The organism is Streptomyces sp. NPDC058470 (genome assembly GCF_042721055.1).
Classification (GTDB): domain Bacteria; phylum Actinomycetota; class Actinomycetes; order Streptomycetales; family Streptomycetaceae; genus Streptomyces.
Window position 1 is genome coordinate 1 of record NZ_JBHXMF010000051.1, and the last position, 16,596, is coordinate 16,596.

Sequence of the window (16,596 nt, forward strand, 5' to 3'; positions counted from 1 at the left end):
TTCAAGAAGAACCCCCCGGACTGGTACGAGGAGATGTACGAGCGCCAGCGCAAGGAGCATTCCTCACGCCGCATCCGGGTCGAGCACGGCATCGCACATCTCAAGAACTGGCGGGCACTGGCCCGCCACCTCGGCCGCCGCGAGCACATGAGCGACACGGTGCAAGCCATCGCCGGCCTGCTGTCCCACCAGCAGACCGCGGACCTGACATCGGCTCAGCAGATGTGAACCCCGGGCCCCACCGAAGTCCTCGACGTCTCACCGCCAACCATGCACGAGCTCGTTAGGGGGTGGATACGCTAACCATGGCGTTGCCGTGGTCGACGTGACCCATGGTGCCGATGTTCAGGTGCGGCTTGGTCCGCACGTAAGCCGTCTTGGGCATGGCTGTACCTCGAAGCCTCTTCAGTGTCAGCGGAGCTGAGTGATGGCCCCGGCGCATACGGGCCGGGACGGGGACCCCGAGGACTTGCCGACCCTCCCCCTGCGGGGTCCGCCGGACGATCCGGGAAGGGTCAGCTTCGGGCGCCGTCGACGGCGGCCACGATGATCGGGACGGCAGCCTTCGGCGCATCCGCGACTGCGGATGCTGCGAGGAAGAAGGCGTACCGGAACATGAGGAGATCTTCGCCGACGCGTCTGCCCACGTCGAATGGTTTTCCGCAGCCTGGAGGCGGGTGTTGCCGCTGGTGCGTGAGGAGGCTTCAGGGCCCGACGTTCTTCAGAGCCTCACGAACGGACAGCGGCGCGAACCGCCCGCCCTCCCTGGCCACGAAGTCCCGTACCGCCTGCGGGTCGGTCTTCGCGTACTCACGCAGACACCACCCGATCGCTTTGCGGACGAAGTAGTCGGGGTGCCCGGCCTGGCGGACGCAGTACCCGAAGAGGCGTTCGGTGTCGGTGGCGTCCTTGTAGCGGAGCTGGTGGAGCAGGGCCGTGCGCGCGACCCACAGGTCGTCGTCCTCGATCCACGTGTCCATGTCGGTCTTGAGCTTCGGGTCGGCGGCCACCAGGCCTCCCACCACGTGGGAGGCGAGTGCGTCGACGGTGTCCCACCAGGAGACCGTGGAGACGAGGTGCCGTGCCACCGGCAGGAAGTCGGAGGACAGGCGCTTCACATGACGGTGCAGGTAGTCGACGGCGAAGTAGTGGTACTCGCGCTCCGGCAGCGTCCAGCAGCGAAGGGCGACCGCGACGCAGTCGGCCTCGTCGGGAGGTGCGGTATTCAGGAGGACCGTGCGCGACAGGGCGCGCCGCTCGGGTGTGGTGAGACCGAGGAAGGGCGCGATGTCCTTCATGTACGTGCGCATCGACTGGGCCCGCTTCGGATCGGCCGCCGCGGCGTATGTGGCCGTGAGCCGTTCCAACAGGGTGTCCGCCAGGACGCTGTTCGGCACCTCGAACGGTGCACCTGACGTTCCGGAAGCTGTGACGCCCATGAGGCGAACCATACGGCGATCACACATCTCGGTCGGCTAGTGTCGCCGGATGCTCGATGCCACCACCCGCTCTGGGGGCACCGCCACGGCCACCCCCCCGGCCGCCGCCACGGAATTCGCCGTCGCGAGAGAACTCGTCATCTCCACGGAGCTCTCCGGCGCGAAGGAACTCGCCATCTCCACGGAGATCGCCGTCGGCGCATCCACGGGCCTGATCGTCAGACCCGCCAGTCTGGTCGCGCGCTGCACGAGAGCCCTGCTCTCGCCCTGGTCGCGGCTCTCCCTGCTGGCGGTGCTGCTCGCGGGGGCCGCGTCGAGTGTGCTGCTGTTCGAACCACAGCGGCTGCTCTCCGACGGCTGGCCGCCACAGCTCAACGGTGCGGCGGCGGTCGTGGCCTTCGCGGTGGCGTACGGGCTGGTCACGGTCGCGTTCGTGCCACGGCCCCTGCTGAGCCTCGCGGCGGGCGCCCTCTTCGGCTCCCAGCTGGGCCTCGCCTCCGCCGTCGGGGGCAGTGTGCTCGGCGCGGGACTGGCCTTCGGGCTCGGCCGGCTGCTCGGGCAGGACGCGCTGCGCCCGCTGCTGCGCGGGCGCTGGCTGACGGCGGCGGACGGGCAGCTCAGCCGCCACGGCTTCCGCTCGATGATGGCGGCCCGGCTGTTCCCGGGCATCCCGTTCTGGGCGGCCAACTACTGCGCGGCCGTCTCCCGCATGCGCTGGCTGCCGTTCCTCCTCGCGACGGCGCTCGGCACGATCCCGAACACCGCCGCGTACGTCGTCGCCGGAGCCCAGGCCTCGGCACCGACTTCGCCCGCCTTCCTCATCGCGATGGCCTTCATCGCCGTACCGGCCCTCGCCGGAGTCGTGGTTGCCTGGCGCAAGCGCCACCACCTGCGCGGCCGCTAGGTCCTGTCGTCGCGTTCCCGTCTGCCTCGCGACGCCCTCCGGGCGACGACGGGAAGGTGACGACAGGACCTAGCGGGCCGGACGCACTCGTCGCGGGCCACCCCCTCCAGGGGCGCGACCTCGGCGTCGACGAGTCCCTTTTCCCAGGCCGCGGCCGCCTTCTGGTGCGAGCCGACCGCGAAGGCGTCCATCCGCTCGCGCGAGATGCCCCACTTGGCGGCGACGAGTTCGGCGCTGATGTCCTGCGGCACGAGGCCTTCCGGGCAGCGCTCGGCGACCCCGGGTCCGAAGGGATCCTTGCCCGCCGGCACGTTCGACCACATGGGTACACGGCTCATCGACTCCACGCCGCAGGCGACGACCACGTCGTACGCGCCCGACATGACGCCCTGCGCGGCGAAGTGCACGACCTGCTGCGAGGAGCCGCACTGGCGGTCCACCGTGGTCGCGGGCACCGTGTCGGGGAAGCCGGCGGAGAGCATGGCGTACCGGGTGGTGTTCATGGCCTGCTCGCCGACCTGGTCGACGGTCCCGCCGATGACGTCGTCGATCAGCGCCGGGTCCACTCCGGGGCGTTCGACGAGGGTGCGCAGCGTGTGGGCGAGGAGTTCCACGGGGTGGACGTGGGCGAGGGAGCCGTTCGGCTTCCCTTGCCGACGGGGGTGCGTACGGCTTCGACGATCACGGCGTCACGCATGGCTGATCTCCAAACCCACAGAGTTTGTTTTCCAAACTCATCAAGTGACCCAAGAGTAGCTCAGTGGGTTGGAACAACCAACCCACCCATTAGACTGGTCGCATGAAGGACGCCCGCCCCTGCTCGATTGCCGCCACGCTCGCCCTGGTCGGCGAGAAGTACTCCCTGCTGGTGCTGCGCGAGGTGTCGCTCGGCGTCACGCGCTTCGACCAGCTCGTCCGCAACATCGGCGCCCCGCGCGACGTACTGACCGCCCGGCTGAAGCGGCTCGTCGACGCCGGCGTGCTGGAGAAGGTCGAGTACAGCGATCGCCCCAAGCGCTACGAGTACCGGCCCACGGCGGCCGGGCTGGAGCTGGAGCCCGTCCTGCTCACGCTCATGGCGTGGGGCGACCGCCATCTCCAGGAGGACGGCTTCCGGCCCATGGTGCTGGAGCACACCTGCGGCAGTGAACTGGTCCCGCAGGTCGTCTGCAGGGAGTGCGGCAAGGAAGTCGAACACGACGACCTGACAGCGCGCCCGCAGGCCCCGGGCTGGACGGTGACAGGGCCCGCGGTGGCGTAGCGGACGACTGCCGGTCCGGCTACCGGCTCACCTCTTGGCCGTCGTAGACGTCGAGCCGTCCGCACATCCCGAACCGGCCGAGCGCGGACGGATGTTCAGCCCGTACGAGGGCGTCGCCGAGGTGGGACGTGTCGCCCCGCTCCAGACGGTCGAGCTGCTGCCCGGTGGCCGCGGCTGCCGCCTCGGCGCCCCGCTGCCACCGCTCGCGCCACTCGGCGAGCCGGGGCCGGACCAGCGCGGCGGCGGCCCGGTGGAACGCGGCGAGCGGCTCGGGCCCGACCGCGTCGCGCAGCGCCCGGTAGCCCTCGACAGCGAGGTCACGCCGGGCCCGGGCCACCCGCTCCCGTTCCTCCTCGGGCGCGTCGGCCGGGATGACCGTCGCGGCCGCGTACGTATCCGCGTCGGTCAGGTAGCGCGGGGGCAGGGTGAGCACGGCGTCGCCTGCCTCCGGAAGCCCGTTGTTCTGCATGAGTACGGTGATGCGCAGATCGTCCTCGTTGACCAGCCGGTGGATGGTGCCGGACGTGAACCACGCGACGGTGCCGGGTGAGAGCGGCGTGACCTCGTACCCGGACGTCGTCAGCGTCTGCACCGCGCCGCACCCGCCGGTGACAACGTACGCCTCCGAACAGGTCAGGTGTACATGGGGAGTTCCGCCCCGGACGCCGTCGGCCGCGGGCCAGTCGTAGACGCACAGGTGCGAGACGGCGACGGCTCCCGGGAGCCCGGCGAAACCCCTGAAGGCCACCTCGCCCGGTGCACTCCGCGAGCTCACCACGGGTGCTCCTCCAGGTACTTCGCGACCTCCTCGGGCTCCCGGACCCCCTCGGCCACGACGACCCGGTAGCGGCGGGTGAGCGTGTCGGGTGCCAGTTCCAGTTCGTCGTGGAAGGCGAGCGACGGGGCGACGGTGGCGAACGGTTCGTTGCGTACGAACCAGTGGGCCTGGTGGGCTCCCGCCTCCCCGGAGTGGTCGTTCTCAGGGACATGCGCGAAGACGAGCGTCGCGTGTCCGTCGGAGCCGTCGTGTCCGCCCGAGTACGCGAGCCAGGGTGCCCGCCGCCCCATCAGCTCCGCCCCTTCGGAGTGGGGCCGATGACCCGCCCGTCCCGGAAGGACCGCGGCCCCCGACAGAACAGGCCCGTACAGCCTGCCATTTCGCGCCCCCCAGTGGTCGGACTGCCGAAGCGCAGCGGCACCGCTGAAACGTATGCGTCGGCCCAGCCGCAGGGCAACACCTGCAACGCGGTCGTCCAGCCCCCGGACCGGCCTCCGGAGCCTCCTGTGCACTCCGCCTACCAAACCCCTGTGGCAGGACTGTCGGACGGGGACGCTACGCTGCCCTCAACACCACCCGTGATCACCGCGATCAGCGGCGCGGTGCGCCCGTCGCCCCTCCACGATCAGTACGGGGACCACGTAACTTCATGTCTTGGTTTGAATCCCTCATCCTCGGACTCGTCCAGGGGCTGACCGAGTTCCTTCCCGTGTCTTCCAGCGCGCATCTGCGGCTGACGGCGGCTTTCGCGGGCTGGGAGGACCCGGGCGCGGCCTTCACCGCGATCACCCAACTCGGCACCGAGGCCGCGGTACTGATCTACTTCCGCAAGGATGTCGCGCGGATCATCTCGGCGTGGTCCCGCTCGCTCGTGAACAAGGCGATGCGCAGCGACCACGACGCGCAGATGGGCTGGCTGGTGATCGTCGGCTCGATTCCGATCGGTGTGCTCGGGGTGACGCTCAAGGACCAGATCGAGGGGCCGTTCCGCGATCTGCGGATCACCGCGACGATGCTGATCGTGATGGGCATCGTCATCGGTATCGCCGACCGGCTCGCCGCCCGTGACGAGACGGGCGGGAAGCACCGGGCCGCCAGGGAACGCAAGACACTTCAGGACCTGAACACCAAGGACGGCCTGCTGTACGGCCTCTGCCAGGCGATGGCGTTGGTCCCCGGCGTCTCCCGGTCGGGCGCGACCATCAGCGGTGGCCTGTTCATGGGCTACACCCGTGAGGCGGCGGCCCGTTACTCCTTCTTGCTCGCCATGCCGGCCGTACTCGCCTCCGGGGTCTTCGAGCTCAAGGACGCCAGCGAGGGCGGCGACGTCTCCTGGGGCCCGACGATCTTCGCGACGGTCATCGCGTTCGTGGTCGGGTACGCCGTCATCGCATGGTTCATGAAGTTCATCTCGCACAAGAGCTTCATGCCGTTCGTCTACTACCGCATCGCGCTCGGCATCGTCATCATCGCGCTGGTGACGACAGGGCAACTCAGCCCGCACGCCGCGGAGTCGGCGGGCTGACGACCTCGCTTCCGGCACGCCGGCACGGGGTCGGCGCGCCGAGGCCCAACTCCCCGGCACCCGGAGCCCGGTGCGCGGGCCGACGAGGTACCGCCCGTCATGGCGGCACCGGCCCTCCTCGGCAAGGGAACTCCGCACGGCGGGGCGTCACCGCGCCGACCGCTCACTCCACCTGGCATCTCACCCCGCTCCGCGACGAGTTGGGCAGCTCGATGGCCCCTGCTGAACTGGTCTCCGACCTGGGCCGAGCGGCCGTGAACGCGTCGGTCGTGACCAACCACATACGAGCTGAGTAGCCGTCTGGTAGCGCACTGTCAGTCCTTGCCCTTAGTCTTGCAGCCATGTCCCCCAATTTCGTGGCCTCTGGTTCCGTGCGGTCTGCCGCCGCAGTGAACGAACAGATTCGCGCGCTGTGGATGCGCGCGGGCGGCTCCCTTTCGGCGCAGGAGCGAGCAGAGTACGAGCTGTTGGTCGTGGAGTGGGCCAAGGCGATACGCGGCGAGATCATCGAGGCGGCCTGAGGACGGAGCCCGGTCGCCGAGGGGGCCTGGAATCGGAGCCCGATCGCCCAGGGGGCCTGGAATCGGAGCCCGATCGCCCAGGGGGCTGAGGCCGGAGTCCGATCGCCCAGGGGGCTGAGGCCGGAGTCCGGTCACTTTGCTGGCTTGGGGTCGGCGTCGGGTCGCCGAGCCGGCTTGGGGACGAAGCCCGATCGCCGAGCCGGCCTGGAGTCGGAGTCCCGGGCGGGCCCCCGGGCGCGGGCGCTCCCGCCCGTGCTCGCGCCGGATCCAATGAGCCGCCGCCTGAAGGCGTTACGCGGACAACTGCGACGGCGCGACGGCGCCGCGGACAACTGCGACGGATCGAGGGCGCCCCAGGCCCGACGGCGACCGGCCCACAGCGCCGCGGACACGCCGCCGTCAGCCCCACGATGCCGTCAGCCCCACGATGCCGCAGGCCCGACGGCGACGACCGAAGGCGCCGCGGGCGCGCCAGCGAACGTCCGATGGCATGGCGGCGGCGCTCGACAGCGCTGCCTCGCGCTCGATTTCTCCGCACGTAGCAGGCTGTGGATCTCCGCTGCGAGCGGTGTCGCACCGCAGATGCTCACGATCAGCCCGGCCGCTGGGCTCCGGGCCGCTGCCTCGCGCCCTGGAGATCAGTTGGAGCACCTTCGGACCCGGCTGCGGCTGCACTCCCCTGGGTCCCTTCAGGCAGCCGCGTCGCGCTCTCGCCTCGGCCCGTATGTCCCCACGTCACCGCTACTCCGTGGTGCCGCCTGTTTCCGTCCGCGGCGGCTCAATGTCGAACGGAAGCGTGACGACGAGCGATGTTCCGCCACCGTCCGGGCTTGTGATCCTGATCGTCCCGCCGAGCGCCTCGACTCGATCCTGCAAGCCGACGAGTCCCGAGCCCCGGCTGGAATCCGCTCCGCCGACGCCGTCGTCGCGAATCGACAGCAGTAGGCCGCCGTCGCGCAGCGCGAGCGAAACCTCTATGTGCGACGCTCGCGCATGCTTCGTCGCGTTGGCCAAGGCCTCCGACGCGACGAAGTACGCCGCAACCTCGATCGGTTCAGGGAGCCGCGTTTTCGTCGCGACATCGAGTTCGACGGGGATCGCCGATCGGCGCGCGAGCGTCCGCAGGGCCGGACCGACACCGCCCGCGGAAAGGATCGCGGGGTGGATCCCACGCGAGATCTCCTGCAGATCGTCGATCGCGGCGGCCAGTCCCGTCGCGAATCGGGAAAGCGAGGCGCGAAGATCGTTCCTCTCAGGAGGAACATTCGCCTCCTCGGCGCGCACGTCCAGCACGAGCGAGACCAACTGCTGCTGCGTGCCGTCATGAAGGTCCCGCTCGATCCGACGGCGAGCCGCGTCGGACGCCGCGACGATCCGTCTGCGCGAGGCGGCAAGCTCGGCGCGGCTGTCCGCGTTGGCGATGGCGGTCGCGAGCAGTTCCGTGAAGTCGGTCATGCGCTGCTCGGCGTCGTCCGGAAACCGGTCACGGCTCGTACCGGCGGCAATCGCTCCCCAGAGAGCGCCTCCGACCATGATCGGAACCGCCACGGAACAACGAATCCCCAACCGCTGCGCCCTGCGCCTGACGGAATCCGACGCGCGGCTGAAGTCGTCGACGCGAGCCGACCGGCCGGTCCGCACCACCTCGGTCAATGCCAACACCGGCTCAAGTTTCAGACGACTGCCCACCGGGAGTAAGTCGCGTGCGGTACCGCTGCTGGCCACGATGGCCATCGTCCCGTCGGGCTCGAGCTTCCCGATCGCTGTGGCCTGGGCGTCGAGGAGCCGCTCCCCCTCCACGGCGACGGCCGCGAAGACCTCCACCGGCGGCACCCCCCTGGCGACAAGGGTCGCCACGCGCCGCAGCGCCGCCTGCTCACCTGCGAGCCGCCTCAACTCGCTCTCGGCCCGCCGACGATCTGTCACGTCGCGCGCCATCCCGTACATGGTCCCTTCTTCGAGAACAGGAGTCGATGTCCACTCAAGTACTCGGTACGAGCCGTCCTTACGAACGAACCGGTTCTCGAACGCCGTGATCTTCTTCCCTTGGGAGATCGTGACCCACTGTGCGGCAGTCTTCTCACGGTCATCCGGATGGATGAGCTCCATGTACGGCCGCGCCAGGAACTCCTCCACCCTGTATCCGAGTATCTGTTCCACGGCCGGATTGATTCGCGTGAGACGTCCGTCGAAATCGGCGACCGCGATGAGATCGGAGGAGAGACGGAAAATGCGGTCGAGCTCGCCCTGCGCCCTGGCTCGCCGCGCCGCGTTGACCCCGAGCACCCCGGCGAGGGCCGCGAGGACGAGGCCTGCCGCAAGGATGATCCAGGGCAGGAACGCGGCGGCGCCGTGCACCGACTCCTGCGGCGCAGCGACGTCGAACCGCTGTCCTGCCTTCATGAAGGTGCTGTGCACCGCCTTCGCCCCACCAAGATCTCCGGTGGAGGTGCCGCCTACGGTGAGCTGCAGCGGCACCGTGTCCGTGGTCGCTGTGCGCAGGGAGAGTTCTGATACGAACAGCATCACGAACCCGGGTTCGACGCCTGCCTCGCTGACGCGCGGAGCGGCCCTGATGAGAAACAGCCCCCTCGTACCGTCTCGTAGCGTTGCCAGAGGGGTTGAGCTTGCCTCGTAGAGCCCGCTCGCGCGGGTCACCGCCTCGGCCACGCCCGGTTCGCTGCCGAGATCGATCCCGGGCACCGTCACCGGAGGAGTGCCGGAGACCAGGGTCGCCGGCAGATACGAGGGCTGCGGTCCGACGGGCACGACCCGGAGATGCGGGTCGCGGGTGACGATGGGATGGCCGATCCGGCGCTCGTAGGCGGCACGGCGCGAAGCGGGTATCTGTTCGACCCACGCGGCGGTGGGGAAGCCTGCCGGGCCGAGCCATCTGGATGCGTTGCTTTCGAACTCTCCGCCTGTGATCCGGGTCCCGGCGGCGCTCGCCATGAACCGGCGGAGGCTCTCTGCCAGCGAGGAGCCCTGCTCGACGCGCTCGCGAATCTGCGCGGCGGCGAGTTCGGCGCGGTGGTGGGAGTCGCGTTGGGCGTCTCGCTCGCCCAGCAGGCGAGCACCGAAGAAGCCGGCAACGGTCAACCCCAGGACCATCGCTACGGTGAGAATCTGCCGAGGCCGCATGCTCAACTCCGGTGTGGAACGAGACAAGTCTCCTCCTTCGGCGCTGCCAGAGAAAGACGCGTTCTTGGACGTCGGTGCACGGTGCGCTAGCGTGACGGAATCGGTCAAGAGGGGGCCCCAGAGCGAGGATTCGACCTCTCGGCGGTGCTCCTGAACCGGAGGTGCCGTCGGGGACCAACCGGCTTCGCCGGGCGGAGCGTAGCGCGCCGAACCCCCTCCCGTCCGGATGGTCATCGTCCTTAATGCCCGGGCGAGGAGGTTCGATGACGGACCAGCCCAATGGCCCGCCCACCGGCGGTTTCCGCCGTGCGGTGACCCGGAGGTCGTTCCTGGAGTCCGCTGCGGCGGTGGTGGGGATGCCGTTCGCAGGATCGTTGGTCGCGGGCTGCGGCAGCCGGACCACACCGTCCAAGCAGTTGGTCGTCGCGGCGGCGACAACGCCTCCCAGCCTCGACTGGGAGCTCGTGTTCGGCAAGGAGGTGTACGACCACGTCTTCAACCTGAACGACCGTCTGACCCGTTGGAAGGCCATCCCCGCTCCCGGCGAGCCTGGAGGCTTCGACCTCGCGTGGCAGGCCGGCGACTTCCAGGACATCACGGAGCCGCGCATGGCCGAGGGCTGGGAGGTCACCAACGGCGGAAGAACGTACACGTTCTCGCTGCGAAAGGACTGGCCGAGCCACGCAGGGAACGAGTTCACGGCCGACGACGTGAAGTGGACCTTCGACCGAAGCTTCGCGGTCGACGGCATCACGAGCTTCTACAACACCCTCGCCACCATCGAGCGAGCGGAGGATGTGAAGGTCCTCGACCGTTACACGGTCCGCATCGAGCTGGCGGAGCCAGGGCCCGACCTGCTTCTCACGATGAGCGAGTTCTGGCGTGCGATGGTCGACTCCAAGCTGGCGAAAAGCCATGCGTCCTCAGGCGATCCCTGGGCCAAGCGCTGGCTGAAAGGCCACGACGTGGGCTTCGGTCCGTTCAAACTCGCCGAGCTCAGCCCTGGGCACCAGGTCGTCTGGGAGGCCCACAAGGAGCATCCCTTCCCTCCCGCGATCGAGCAGATCACGTTCAAGCAGGTGCCGAAGTCGTCCGACCGCCTGGACGCGCTGATGACCGGAGAGGCTCAGGTTGCTCAGTACTTGTCGCCCGCGGACATGCAAACGCTGAAGAGCAGCAAGGTCATGCACCTCTGGAACTTCCAGGGCTATGTCATCCACTCAAGCCCCATGAACCCGAAGTACCCACCACTTGACGACGTCCGGGTCCGCCAGGCCCTGTCCTACGCGACCCCCTATCAGCGGATCATCGAGAAGGTCTACCGAGGGTTCGCCGGGGCGGCCCACGGCCCCATCTCGGATCACGCGGCCGGATTCGACCCCTACTTCCACCCGTACACCTACGACCCCGAACGGGCACGCGAACTGCTGCGGGGGGCAGGCCATGCGAAGGGGTTCACCACGACCTTGGCCTACAGCACCGCGGAGCCACTCGGAGAGCCGGTCGGCGCCGAGCTCCGGAGCGCGTTCAGAGACGTCGGAGTGACACTGGAACTCGAAGCACTCCCGCCCTCGACATACACGCGCGCGTTGTTCGGTGGCAAGCGGCCGATGTTCTTCCAGAGCTTCGGGGCCGATTCGCCGGACCCCGCCTACGCGCTCGGAGTCTTCTACCAGTCGAAGAGCTCCAACAACTGGGGCGGATACAGCAGCGCGAGGACCGACGCCTGCCTGGCCGAGGCAGGTCTGCCTCAACTCAGTTGGGACCAGCGGGTCGAGGAGCACAAGCGCTGCGCCAGGATCATCGCGAATGACGCCCCTTGGCTCTGGATAGCGCAGCCCGGCTTCCAGGTGGGCACGCGCAGGGACGTGACCGGCATCAACTGGTACGCGGGTGAGGGGGTCGACTGGTCCAAGGTCGACTACACGAACTGATGCCGGAACGGCCAACTGCCGATTGGCCCCTCCCCGGTTACTCGACCTGCGGGGTCGACTCAGGCCGCCGGCCTTTGACGAATGGATATGCGTGACCGCAGTTGCTGGATAGAGTCGTCCCGTCACAGCTGGTTGTGGGGACAACCAAGGTGCCTTTCGGCTGCCAACGTCCTGGGGAGGGCCTGCAGCAAATGAGTCGTCGCTCTACTGGTTATGTCGGTGTGTGGGCTGAGGTCCAACGGCAGCAGCAGCGCCAGTTGGAAGCCGAAGCCAGACAGCGGAGACAGGAAGCTCAGCAGGCGCGGGCCTACCAGCGCCGAGCTGCCCAGACCCGCCGCGAGTACCGGCAGGCGGATGCCCTGCGCCGCACCGAGGAACTGGACGCGCAGGTCGCGTCACTGCAGGGCCTGCTCGCTGCGGGTTGTCACGCCCCGGCCTTCCGGGCTTCCTCGCTCACGCGACCTGAGGACATCCAGCCCTTCGCTCCAGGACCCTTGGCGCATCCCGTGCCCATGCCGGACTGCAACCAGTACCAGACGCAGAGCGGTTGGACCGCGAGTCGCCGGGCCCAGGCGCAGGCCGAGGCACGGACACGCTTCGAGCGGGACTGGCACGCCGCCCAGACGGCGGAGGCCAGCCGGCAGCAACAACTGGCGTCCTACCAGCGGGAGTACCGCCAGTGGGCCGATGCCCAACTGGCGGACGTACGGGCCCACAACGCCGGCGTCGTCGCGACAACCGAAGGCGTGAGGCGCCTGGACCCCGATTCCGTGGTCGAGTACTTCTCCGCCGCTCTCTACGCCTCCACGGCATGGCCCGAAGGATTCCCGCGTCAGGTCGCGGCGGCCTACGACCCCGCAGCCCGACAGCTGGTGCTGGATTGGGAGTTGCCCGCCTACAGCATCGTCCCTGAGGTCAAGTCCGTTCGGTACATGTCCGGAACGGACCAGGACAAGGAGACCCCCCGCCCGGCAGGCCAGCGCCGCGCGTTGTACGGGGAGGTTCTCGCACAGTGCATGCTGCTGGTCCTGAACGAGCTCTACGCCGCGGATGAGTTGGGTGCCCTTGAGTCAGTGGCATTGAACGGGTTCGTGGAGGGACACGACCCCACGACGGGCCGGCCGGGCCAGATGTTCCTCGCGACGGTCATGGCTTCGCGCTCTTCGTTCCGTGACCTGCACCTGGCACAGGTGGACGCGAGCAGCTGCCTGGCCGACGGGCTGCGAGGCCAGCTCTCGCCCCGGCCCGACCAACTCACTCCGGTACGGCCGAGCCGGCGGCCGCAAGAGGTCGGAAACCGCGTTGTCGCCCACGGCAGCGATGAGGAACCGGACCTGTACGACATGGATCCGGTCGCCTTCGAGGGTCTCGTCGCCGAGCTCTTCCGGGCCATGGGAATGCAGGCGGTGACGACCCAGCGCTCCAACGACGGCGGTGTGGACGTCGACGCGCTGGATCCGACACCGATCCGAGGCGGCAAGATCGTCGTTCAGGTGAAGCGCTACCGCAACACGGTGCCACCCACCGCCGTACGTGACCTGTACGGAACGGTGCAGGACGCGGGCGCCAACAAGGGCGTCCTTGTCACGACGTCGGGGTTCGGCCCCGGCTCGCACACCTTCGCCAATGGCAAGCCGCTGGAACTCATCGCGGGCGGTGAGCTGGTCGACCTGCTGCATCGTCATGGGCTGCGCGGGCGACTGGGTGAGGGCGGCCGGCCGGCCGCGCCGCGGCCGACGCCGTCGAATCCACCCACTCGACTGCCCGACGACTACAACGTGCTGGGCATGTCCTGGACCGGAAGCGTCGCCCTGGACGTGTGCGCCCTCGTCTGCCACGGCAACCGCGTCCTCAGCGACGATCACTTCGTCTTCTTCAACAACCCACAGACACCCGACGGCTCCGTACGTGTCCTGCCGGCAACAGAGCCTGACAAGGCCGCGATCTGCGTCTCCTTCGACGGACTCCCGGCGGAGTCAGATCGGTTCGTACTTGTGGCGGCCATCGACCCGGAGGTCAACCCGGACGCCGATCTCTCCGGCTTCACCAACGCCGGCATCCGGCTCCTCGATCCGGAGATGTCCGAGCTGGGACGGCTTGAGGTCTCCGACGGCCGACCGCTCGAAACCGCCTTGGTACTCGGCTCCTTCCGCCGAAGGTCAAACGGGGACTGGGAGTTCGTCCTCGGCGGCAAGGGCTACACGGGCGGCCTGGAGCAACTCGTCCAGGACTACGGCATCGACGTCGAGTAGCTCGGCCCGAGTCCGGACGTCCGACGAACAGATCCCGCGCCAGGGTCATTTCTCCGGTACACCGGTGTTCACGACAGTGATCACGACGTTGCCGGTCTTCTGCCCGGTCTCGACATACCGATAGGCGTCGACGATCTCCTCCAACGGGTACCGACGATCGATGAGCGGCCTGAACTCACCCACCTCGATCAGGTCCCCGAAAAACCGCATCATCTCCTGATCCTGCTTCGGAAAGGGGAACTTCACCTTCCTGCCGCGGAGCAGGGGCGTCACGAACGGCAGAAGCAGATTCTGGCACCAGGGGCCCAGCTCCGAGGACAGGTAGATCCCGTCCGGTTTCAGCAGTCGCCTGCAGCGGGCGAACGTACTCTTCCCGACCGCGTCGAACACCGCGTCGTAGCGCTGCTCGTCCATGGTGAAGTCCTGGGTCATGTGGTCGACGACCCGGTCGGCGCCCAGGCCCTTCGCCAGCTCCACGTGCGCCGTGCCGCACACCGCGGTCACGGCGGCCCCGAAATGCTTCAGAAGTTGCACCGCCGCCGAGCCGATGGCGCCGGTCGCGCCGTACACGAGGACGTCCTGCCCGGCTCGGACGTCCGCCTTCCTGATGAAGGCCAGCGCATAGTGCGAGCCCTCTGTCCCGGGAGCGGTCTCCTCGAAGGTCACGCCCATCGGCATGGTCGCGACGGGCCCGTCCTGGGGCACCGCCAGGTACTCGGCATGGGCTCCGAACGCGCCCTCGTTGTATCCGAACACCCGGTCGCCGACCGTGAAGGACGTGACATCGCTCCCGACCGCTTCCACCACCCCCGCGTACTCGGTCCCGAGCACCGTACGCCGCGGCCGGACAAGGCCCGTGAGCATACGTACGAAGAAGGGCCTGGCCGCCCGGTAGGCGCAGTCCGTCCTGTTGACCGTCGTCGCGTGCACCTTCACCAGCACGTCGTGGTCACCGATCGAGGGCGTGTCCACCTCGGCGATCCGGACCACGGCCGGCGGCCCGTACCGGTTGTGCACAGCTGCCTTCATGATCGGACCTTAGCGGCAATGTCGGGCAACGCTCGGGTTGTCGGTGAGGACAGGAAGCCCAGCTATGACGCCGTCGGCAGAACGACGTGCTGTTTGACGAGTTCGTACGACCTCAGTCGGTCGGCCAGCGCGTAGACGGGCGTCACCAGCATGAGTTCGTCCGCACCGGTCACGTCGACCAGGTTCGCCAGTTGCTTCGCAACCGTGTCGGGTGAGCCGTATGCCTGTTGGGCGCGGAAGCCCGTCAGTGCCTGCGCCTCTTCTTCGGTGAACGCGTGGGTCGCCGCCTCCTCGGGCGTGGGAAAGGCGAGATCGCCCCGTCCTTTGAGGAGTGCGGCCTTGACGACGACCATCGGGCCGGCAAGCCGGGTGGCCTCCTCCTCCGTGTCGGCGCACACCGTTTCCACGCAGATCAGCACGCGCGGGCGCGCGCACCAGCGGGAGGGGGAGAAATGCTCGCGGTAGTGGTTGAGCGCGGCCAGGGTGTTGTCGGGCCGGATGTGATGGGCGAAGGCGATCGGCAGTCCGAGTTCCGCGGCGAGCGCGGCACCGGCCGTACTCGATGACAGCAGCCACGGCTCCGGGAGCGGGTCGAGCGCGACCTCGTCCACCAGGAAACGCAGAGTCGCCGACACGTCGTCGCGGTACTCGTCGTCCGTTGTCGGACCGGCCCCACGACGCAGAGCCCGCGCCGTGGAGTCGTCGAAGGTACCCGGTCCACGGCCGATGCCCAGGTCGATCCGGCCCTCGTGCAGCGCGGCCAGCGTGCCGAACTGCTCGGCCAGCATGATCGGGGCGTGGTTCGGAGCGAGAACGCCCCCGGAGCCGAGACGGATCGACGACGTCAACGCGGCCGCGTGGGCGGTCAGGACGACGGGCGGGAACGCTCCGATGGCCGGTGAGTGGTGATGCTCGGCGTACCAGAGGCGCAGATAACCGAGTTCCTCAAGGCGTCGGGCGAACTCGGTGGTGTCTCGCAGCGTGTCCGCCACTCGGGCGCCCGTCTGGACCATGGCCACTTCGAGCGCGCTGACCGGTACGGTGATCATGCGGTCAGTATAGGAAACGTCCACCAGGCCCAACCCCTGCTGCGCGCAGGGCTGATCGGCCACCGAACCCGATGACCGCTGAATATCACCGCTTAGCCCCTTGGCGTGGCACGTCCCGTAGCCAACACTGATCCAATGACGCAGCGTGTGGAGCTCGCGACCGTGATGGACCGGTTCGCCGTGGACGGACTCGTCACCGAGTACGCGGTGGCAGTGGACGACGGCGACTGGGAGGGGTATCGGGGTCTGTTCGCACCGGACGGACGTGCGGACTACCGCTCCGCAGGCGGAATCGAGGGGGACGCAGACCAGGTGGCGGGATGGCTTTCCCAGAGCATCGACCCGTTTCCGATGCGCCAGCATCTGATCGTCAACCGGCGTGTGCGGTTCGGGCAGTTGGATCAGGACACCGGCGACACGGCCCGGATCCAGGCGGACTACATCAACCCGATGAGGTTCACGGCCGACGACAGCGGTTCCACCGCGCCGGACTTCGTGTGCGGCGGCCGCTATGCCTTCGCACTGGTGCGTACGTACGACGGCTGGCGGCTGCGCGAGGTGGTCGTCCAGGAGAAGTGGCGCCGCACCTCGCCGGCACGTCAGGAGCCCGCAGCCACCAGCTGACCGCGCCGTCCCCTCAACGACTCTGAACGGCAGTCACCCGAGCGCCCCGGCCGAGAACAGCCGCACCCCGACCCGACACCCCCTGTCGGAGATCGCCCCCAACGCTCACACTGAGAGGACGCACCGGGGAGGGGAGGCG

At 68.7% G+C, this 16,596-nt stretch carries 12 protein-coding genes and 3 pseudogenes; 8 read left to right on the top strand and 7 right to left on the bottom strand.

From position 1 onward, the window contains the following. Positions 1–228 (top strand): annotated as a pseudogene (locus ACFWP7_RS31195) (transposase); the annotation flags it as partial. Positions 229–704: 476 nt separating this feature from the next. On the opposite strand, the gene ACFWP7_RS31200 reads toward ACFWP7_RS31195, so the two are convergent. Further along, positions 705–1,439: a DNA alkylation repair protein gene (locus ACFWP7_RS31200; RefSeq protein WP_384388120.1), complete on the bottom strand. Its 735-nt coding sequence runs from the start codon at positions 1,437–1,439 to the stop codon at positions 705–707. Positions 1,440–1,488: 49 nt separating this feature from the next. Here ACFWP7_RS31200 and ACFWP7_RS31205 point away from each other — a divergent pair, with 49 nt between their 5' ends. Then, complete coding sequence (locus ACFWP7_RS31205; RefSeq protein WP_384388122.1) at positions 1,489–2,343, top strand: TVP38/TMEM64 family protein; 855 nt, start codon at positions 1,489–1,491, stop codon at positions 2,341–2,343. A 71-nt stretch (positions 2,344–2,414) separates the two neighbouring features. Here the strand turns inward: ACFWP7_RS31205 and ACFWP7_RS31210 are convergent. Continuing rightward, a pseudogene (locus tag ACFWP7_RS31210) lies at positions 2,415–3,040 on the bottom strand (beta-ketoacyl synthase N-terminal-like domain-containing protein); the annotation flags it as partial. A gap of 102 nt (positions 3,041–3,142) precedes the next feature. Here ACFWP7_RS31210 and ACFWP7_RS31215 point away from each other — a divergent pair. After that, on the top strand, positions 3,143–3,604 hold the full coding sequence (locus ACFWP7_RS31215; protein WP_384388124.1) for a winged helix-turn-helix transcriptional regulator: 462 nt from the start codon (positions 3,143–3,145) through the stop codon (positions 3,602–3,604). A 19-nt stretch (positions 3,605–3,623) separates the two neighbouring features. Here the strand turns inward: ACFWP7_RS31215 and ACFWP7_RS31220 are convergent, their stop codons facing one another. Together ACFWP7_RS31220 and ACFWP7_RS31225 are read right to left on the bottom strand one after the other, a co-directional pair. Further along, the gene (locus ACFWP7_RS31220; RefSeq protein WP_384388127.1) at positions 3,624–4,379 is read right to left on the bottom strand and encodes a cupin domain-containing protein; all 756 of its coding nucleotides are present in this window, start codon (positions 4,377–4,379) and stop codon (positions 3,624–3,626) included. Beyond that, positions 4,376–4,800: pseudogene (locus ACFWP7_RS31225) on the bottom strand (DUF6807 family protein); the annotation flags it as partial. The gene ACFWP7_RS31220 and the pseudogene ACFWP7_RS31225, both read right to left, overlap by 4 nt. 231 nt (positions 4,801–5,031) lie before the next feature. Here ACFWP7_RS31225 and ACFWP7_RS31230 point away from each other — a divergent pair. Both ACFWP7_RS31230 and ACFWP7_RS31235 read left to right on the top strand, forming a co-directional pair. Continuing rightward, positions 5,032–5,907: an undecaprenyl-diphosphate phosphatase gene (locus tag ACFWP7_RS31230; protein WP_384388130.1), complete on the top strand. Its 876-nt coding sequence runs from the start codon at positions 5,032–5,034 to the stop codon at positions 5,905–5,907. 341 nt (positions 5,908–6,248) lie between these two features. Further along, complete coding sequence (locus ACFWP7_RS31235; protein ID WP_384388132.1) at positions 6,249–6,428, top strand: hypothetical protein; 180 nt, start codon at positions 6,249–6,251, stop codon at positions 6,426–6,428. 741 nt (positions 6,429–7,169) lie between these two features. Here the strand turns inward: ACFWP7_RS31235 and ACFWP7_RS31240 are convergent. After that, on the bottom strand, positions 7,170–9,569 hold the full coding sequence (locus ACFWP7_RS31240) for a PAS domain S-box protein (protein ID WP_384388135.1): 2,400 nt from the start codon (positions 9,567–9,569) through the stop codon (positions 7,170–7,172). 263 nt (positions 9,570–9,832) lie between these two features. On the opposite strand from ACFWP7_RS31240, the gene ACFWP7_RS31245 reads away from it, so the two are divergent. Both ACFWP7_RS31245 and ACFWP7_RS31250 read left to right on the top strand, forming a co-directional pair. After that, on the top strand, positions 9,833–11,503 hold the full coding sequence (locus ACFWP7_RS31245; protein WP_384388137.1) for an ABC transporter substrate-binding protein: 1,671 nt from the start codon (positions 9,833–9,835) through the stop codon (positions 11,501–11,503). A 191-nt stretch (positions 11,504–11,694) separates the two neighbouring features. Continuing rightward, positions 11,695–13,755: a restriction endonuclease gene (locus ACFWP7_RS31250; RefSeq protein ID WP_384388139.1), complete on the top strand. Its 2,061-nt coding sequence runs from the start codon at positions 11,695–11,697 to the stop codon at positions 13,753–13,755. Positions 13,756–13,800: 45 nt separating this feature from the next. Here ACFWP7_RS31250 and ACFWP7_RS31255 read toward each other — a convergent pair whose 3' ends face one another. Both ACFWP7_RS31255 and ACFWP7_RS31260 read right to left on the bottom strand, forming a co-directional pair. Next, positions 13,801–14,784, bottom strand: coding sequence for an NAD(P)-dependent alcohol dehydrogenase (locus ACFWP7_RS31255; protein WP_384388142.1), 984 nt, complete (start codon positions 14,782–14,784; stop codon positions 13,801–13,803). 62 nt (positions 14,785–14,846) lie between these two features. Further along, positions 14,847–15,833 (bottom strand): LLM class flavin-dependent oxidoreductase, encoded by a 987-nt coding sequence (locus ACFWP7_RS31260; protein ID WP_384388145.1) that lies wholly within the window; start codon positions 15,831–15,833, stop codon positions 14,847–14,849. Positions 15,834–15,968: 135 nt separating this feature from the next. Here ACFWP7_RS31260 and ACFWP7_RS31265 point away from each other — a divergent pair, with 135 nt between their 5' ends. Continuing rightward, the gene (locus ACFWP7_RS31265; RefSeq protein WP_384388148.1) at positions 15,969–16,457 is read left to right on the top strand and encodes a nuclear transport factor 2 family protein; all 489 of its coding nucleotides are present in this window, start codon (positions 15,969–15,971) and stop codon (positions 16,455–16,457) included. Positions 16,458–16,596 lie beyond the last annotated feature (139 nt).

Bases quoted from the DNA above. Each gene is read 5' to 3' on its own strand.
- ACFWP7_RS31200 (WP_384388120.1), bottom strand. From the start codon at position 1,439: ATGGGCGTCACAGCTTCCGGAACGTCAGGTGCACCGTTCGAGGTGCCG.
- ACFWP7_RS31205 (WP_384388122.1), top strand. From the start codon at position 1,489: ATGCTCGATGCCACCACCCGCTCTGGGGGCACCGCCACGGCCACCCCC.
- ACFWP7_RS31215 (WP_384388124.1), top strand. From the start codon at position 3,143: ATGAAGGACGCCCGCCCCTGCTCGATTGCCGCCACGCTCGCCCTGGTC.
- ACFWP7_RS31230 (WP_384388130.1), top strand. From the start codon at position 5,032: ATGTCTTGGTTTGAATCCCTCATCCTCGGACTCGTCCAGGGGCTGACC.
- ACFWP7_RS31235 (WP_384388132.1), top strand. From the start codon at position 6,249: ATGTCCCCCAATTTCGTGGCCTCTGGTTCCGTGCGGTCTGCCGCCGCA.
- ACFWP7_RS31240 (WP_384388135.1), bottom strand. From the start codon at position 9,569: ATGCGGCCTCGGCAGATTCTCACCGTAGCGATGGTCCTGGGGTTGACC.
- ACFWP7_RS31245 (WP_384388137.1), top strand. From the start codon at position 9,833: ATGACGGACCAGCCCAATGGCCCGCCCACCGGCGGTTTCCGCCGTGCG.
- ACFWP7_RS31250 (WP_384388139.1), top strand. From the start codon at position 11,695: ATGAGTCGTCGCTCTACTGGTTATGTCGGTGTGTGGGCTGAGGTCCAA.
- ACFWP7_RS31255 (WP_384388142.1), bottom strand. From the start codon at position 14,784: ATGAAGGCAGCTGTGCACAACCGGTACGGGCCGCCGGCCGTGGTCCGG.
- ACFWP7_RS31260 (WP_384388145.1), bottom strand. From the start codon at position 15,833: ATGATCACCGTACCGGTCAGCGCGCTCGAAGTGGCCATGGTCCAGACG.
- ACFWP7_RS31265 (WP_384388148.1), top strand. From the start codon at position 15,969: ATGACGCAGCGTGTGGAGCTCGCGACCGTGATGGACCGGTTCGCCGTG.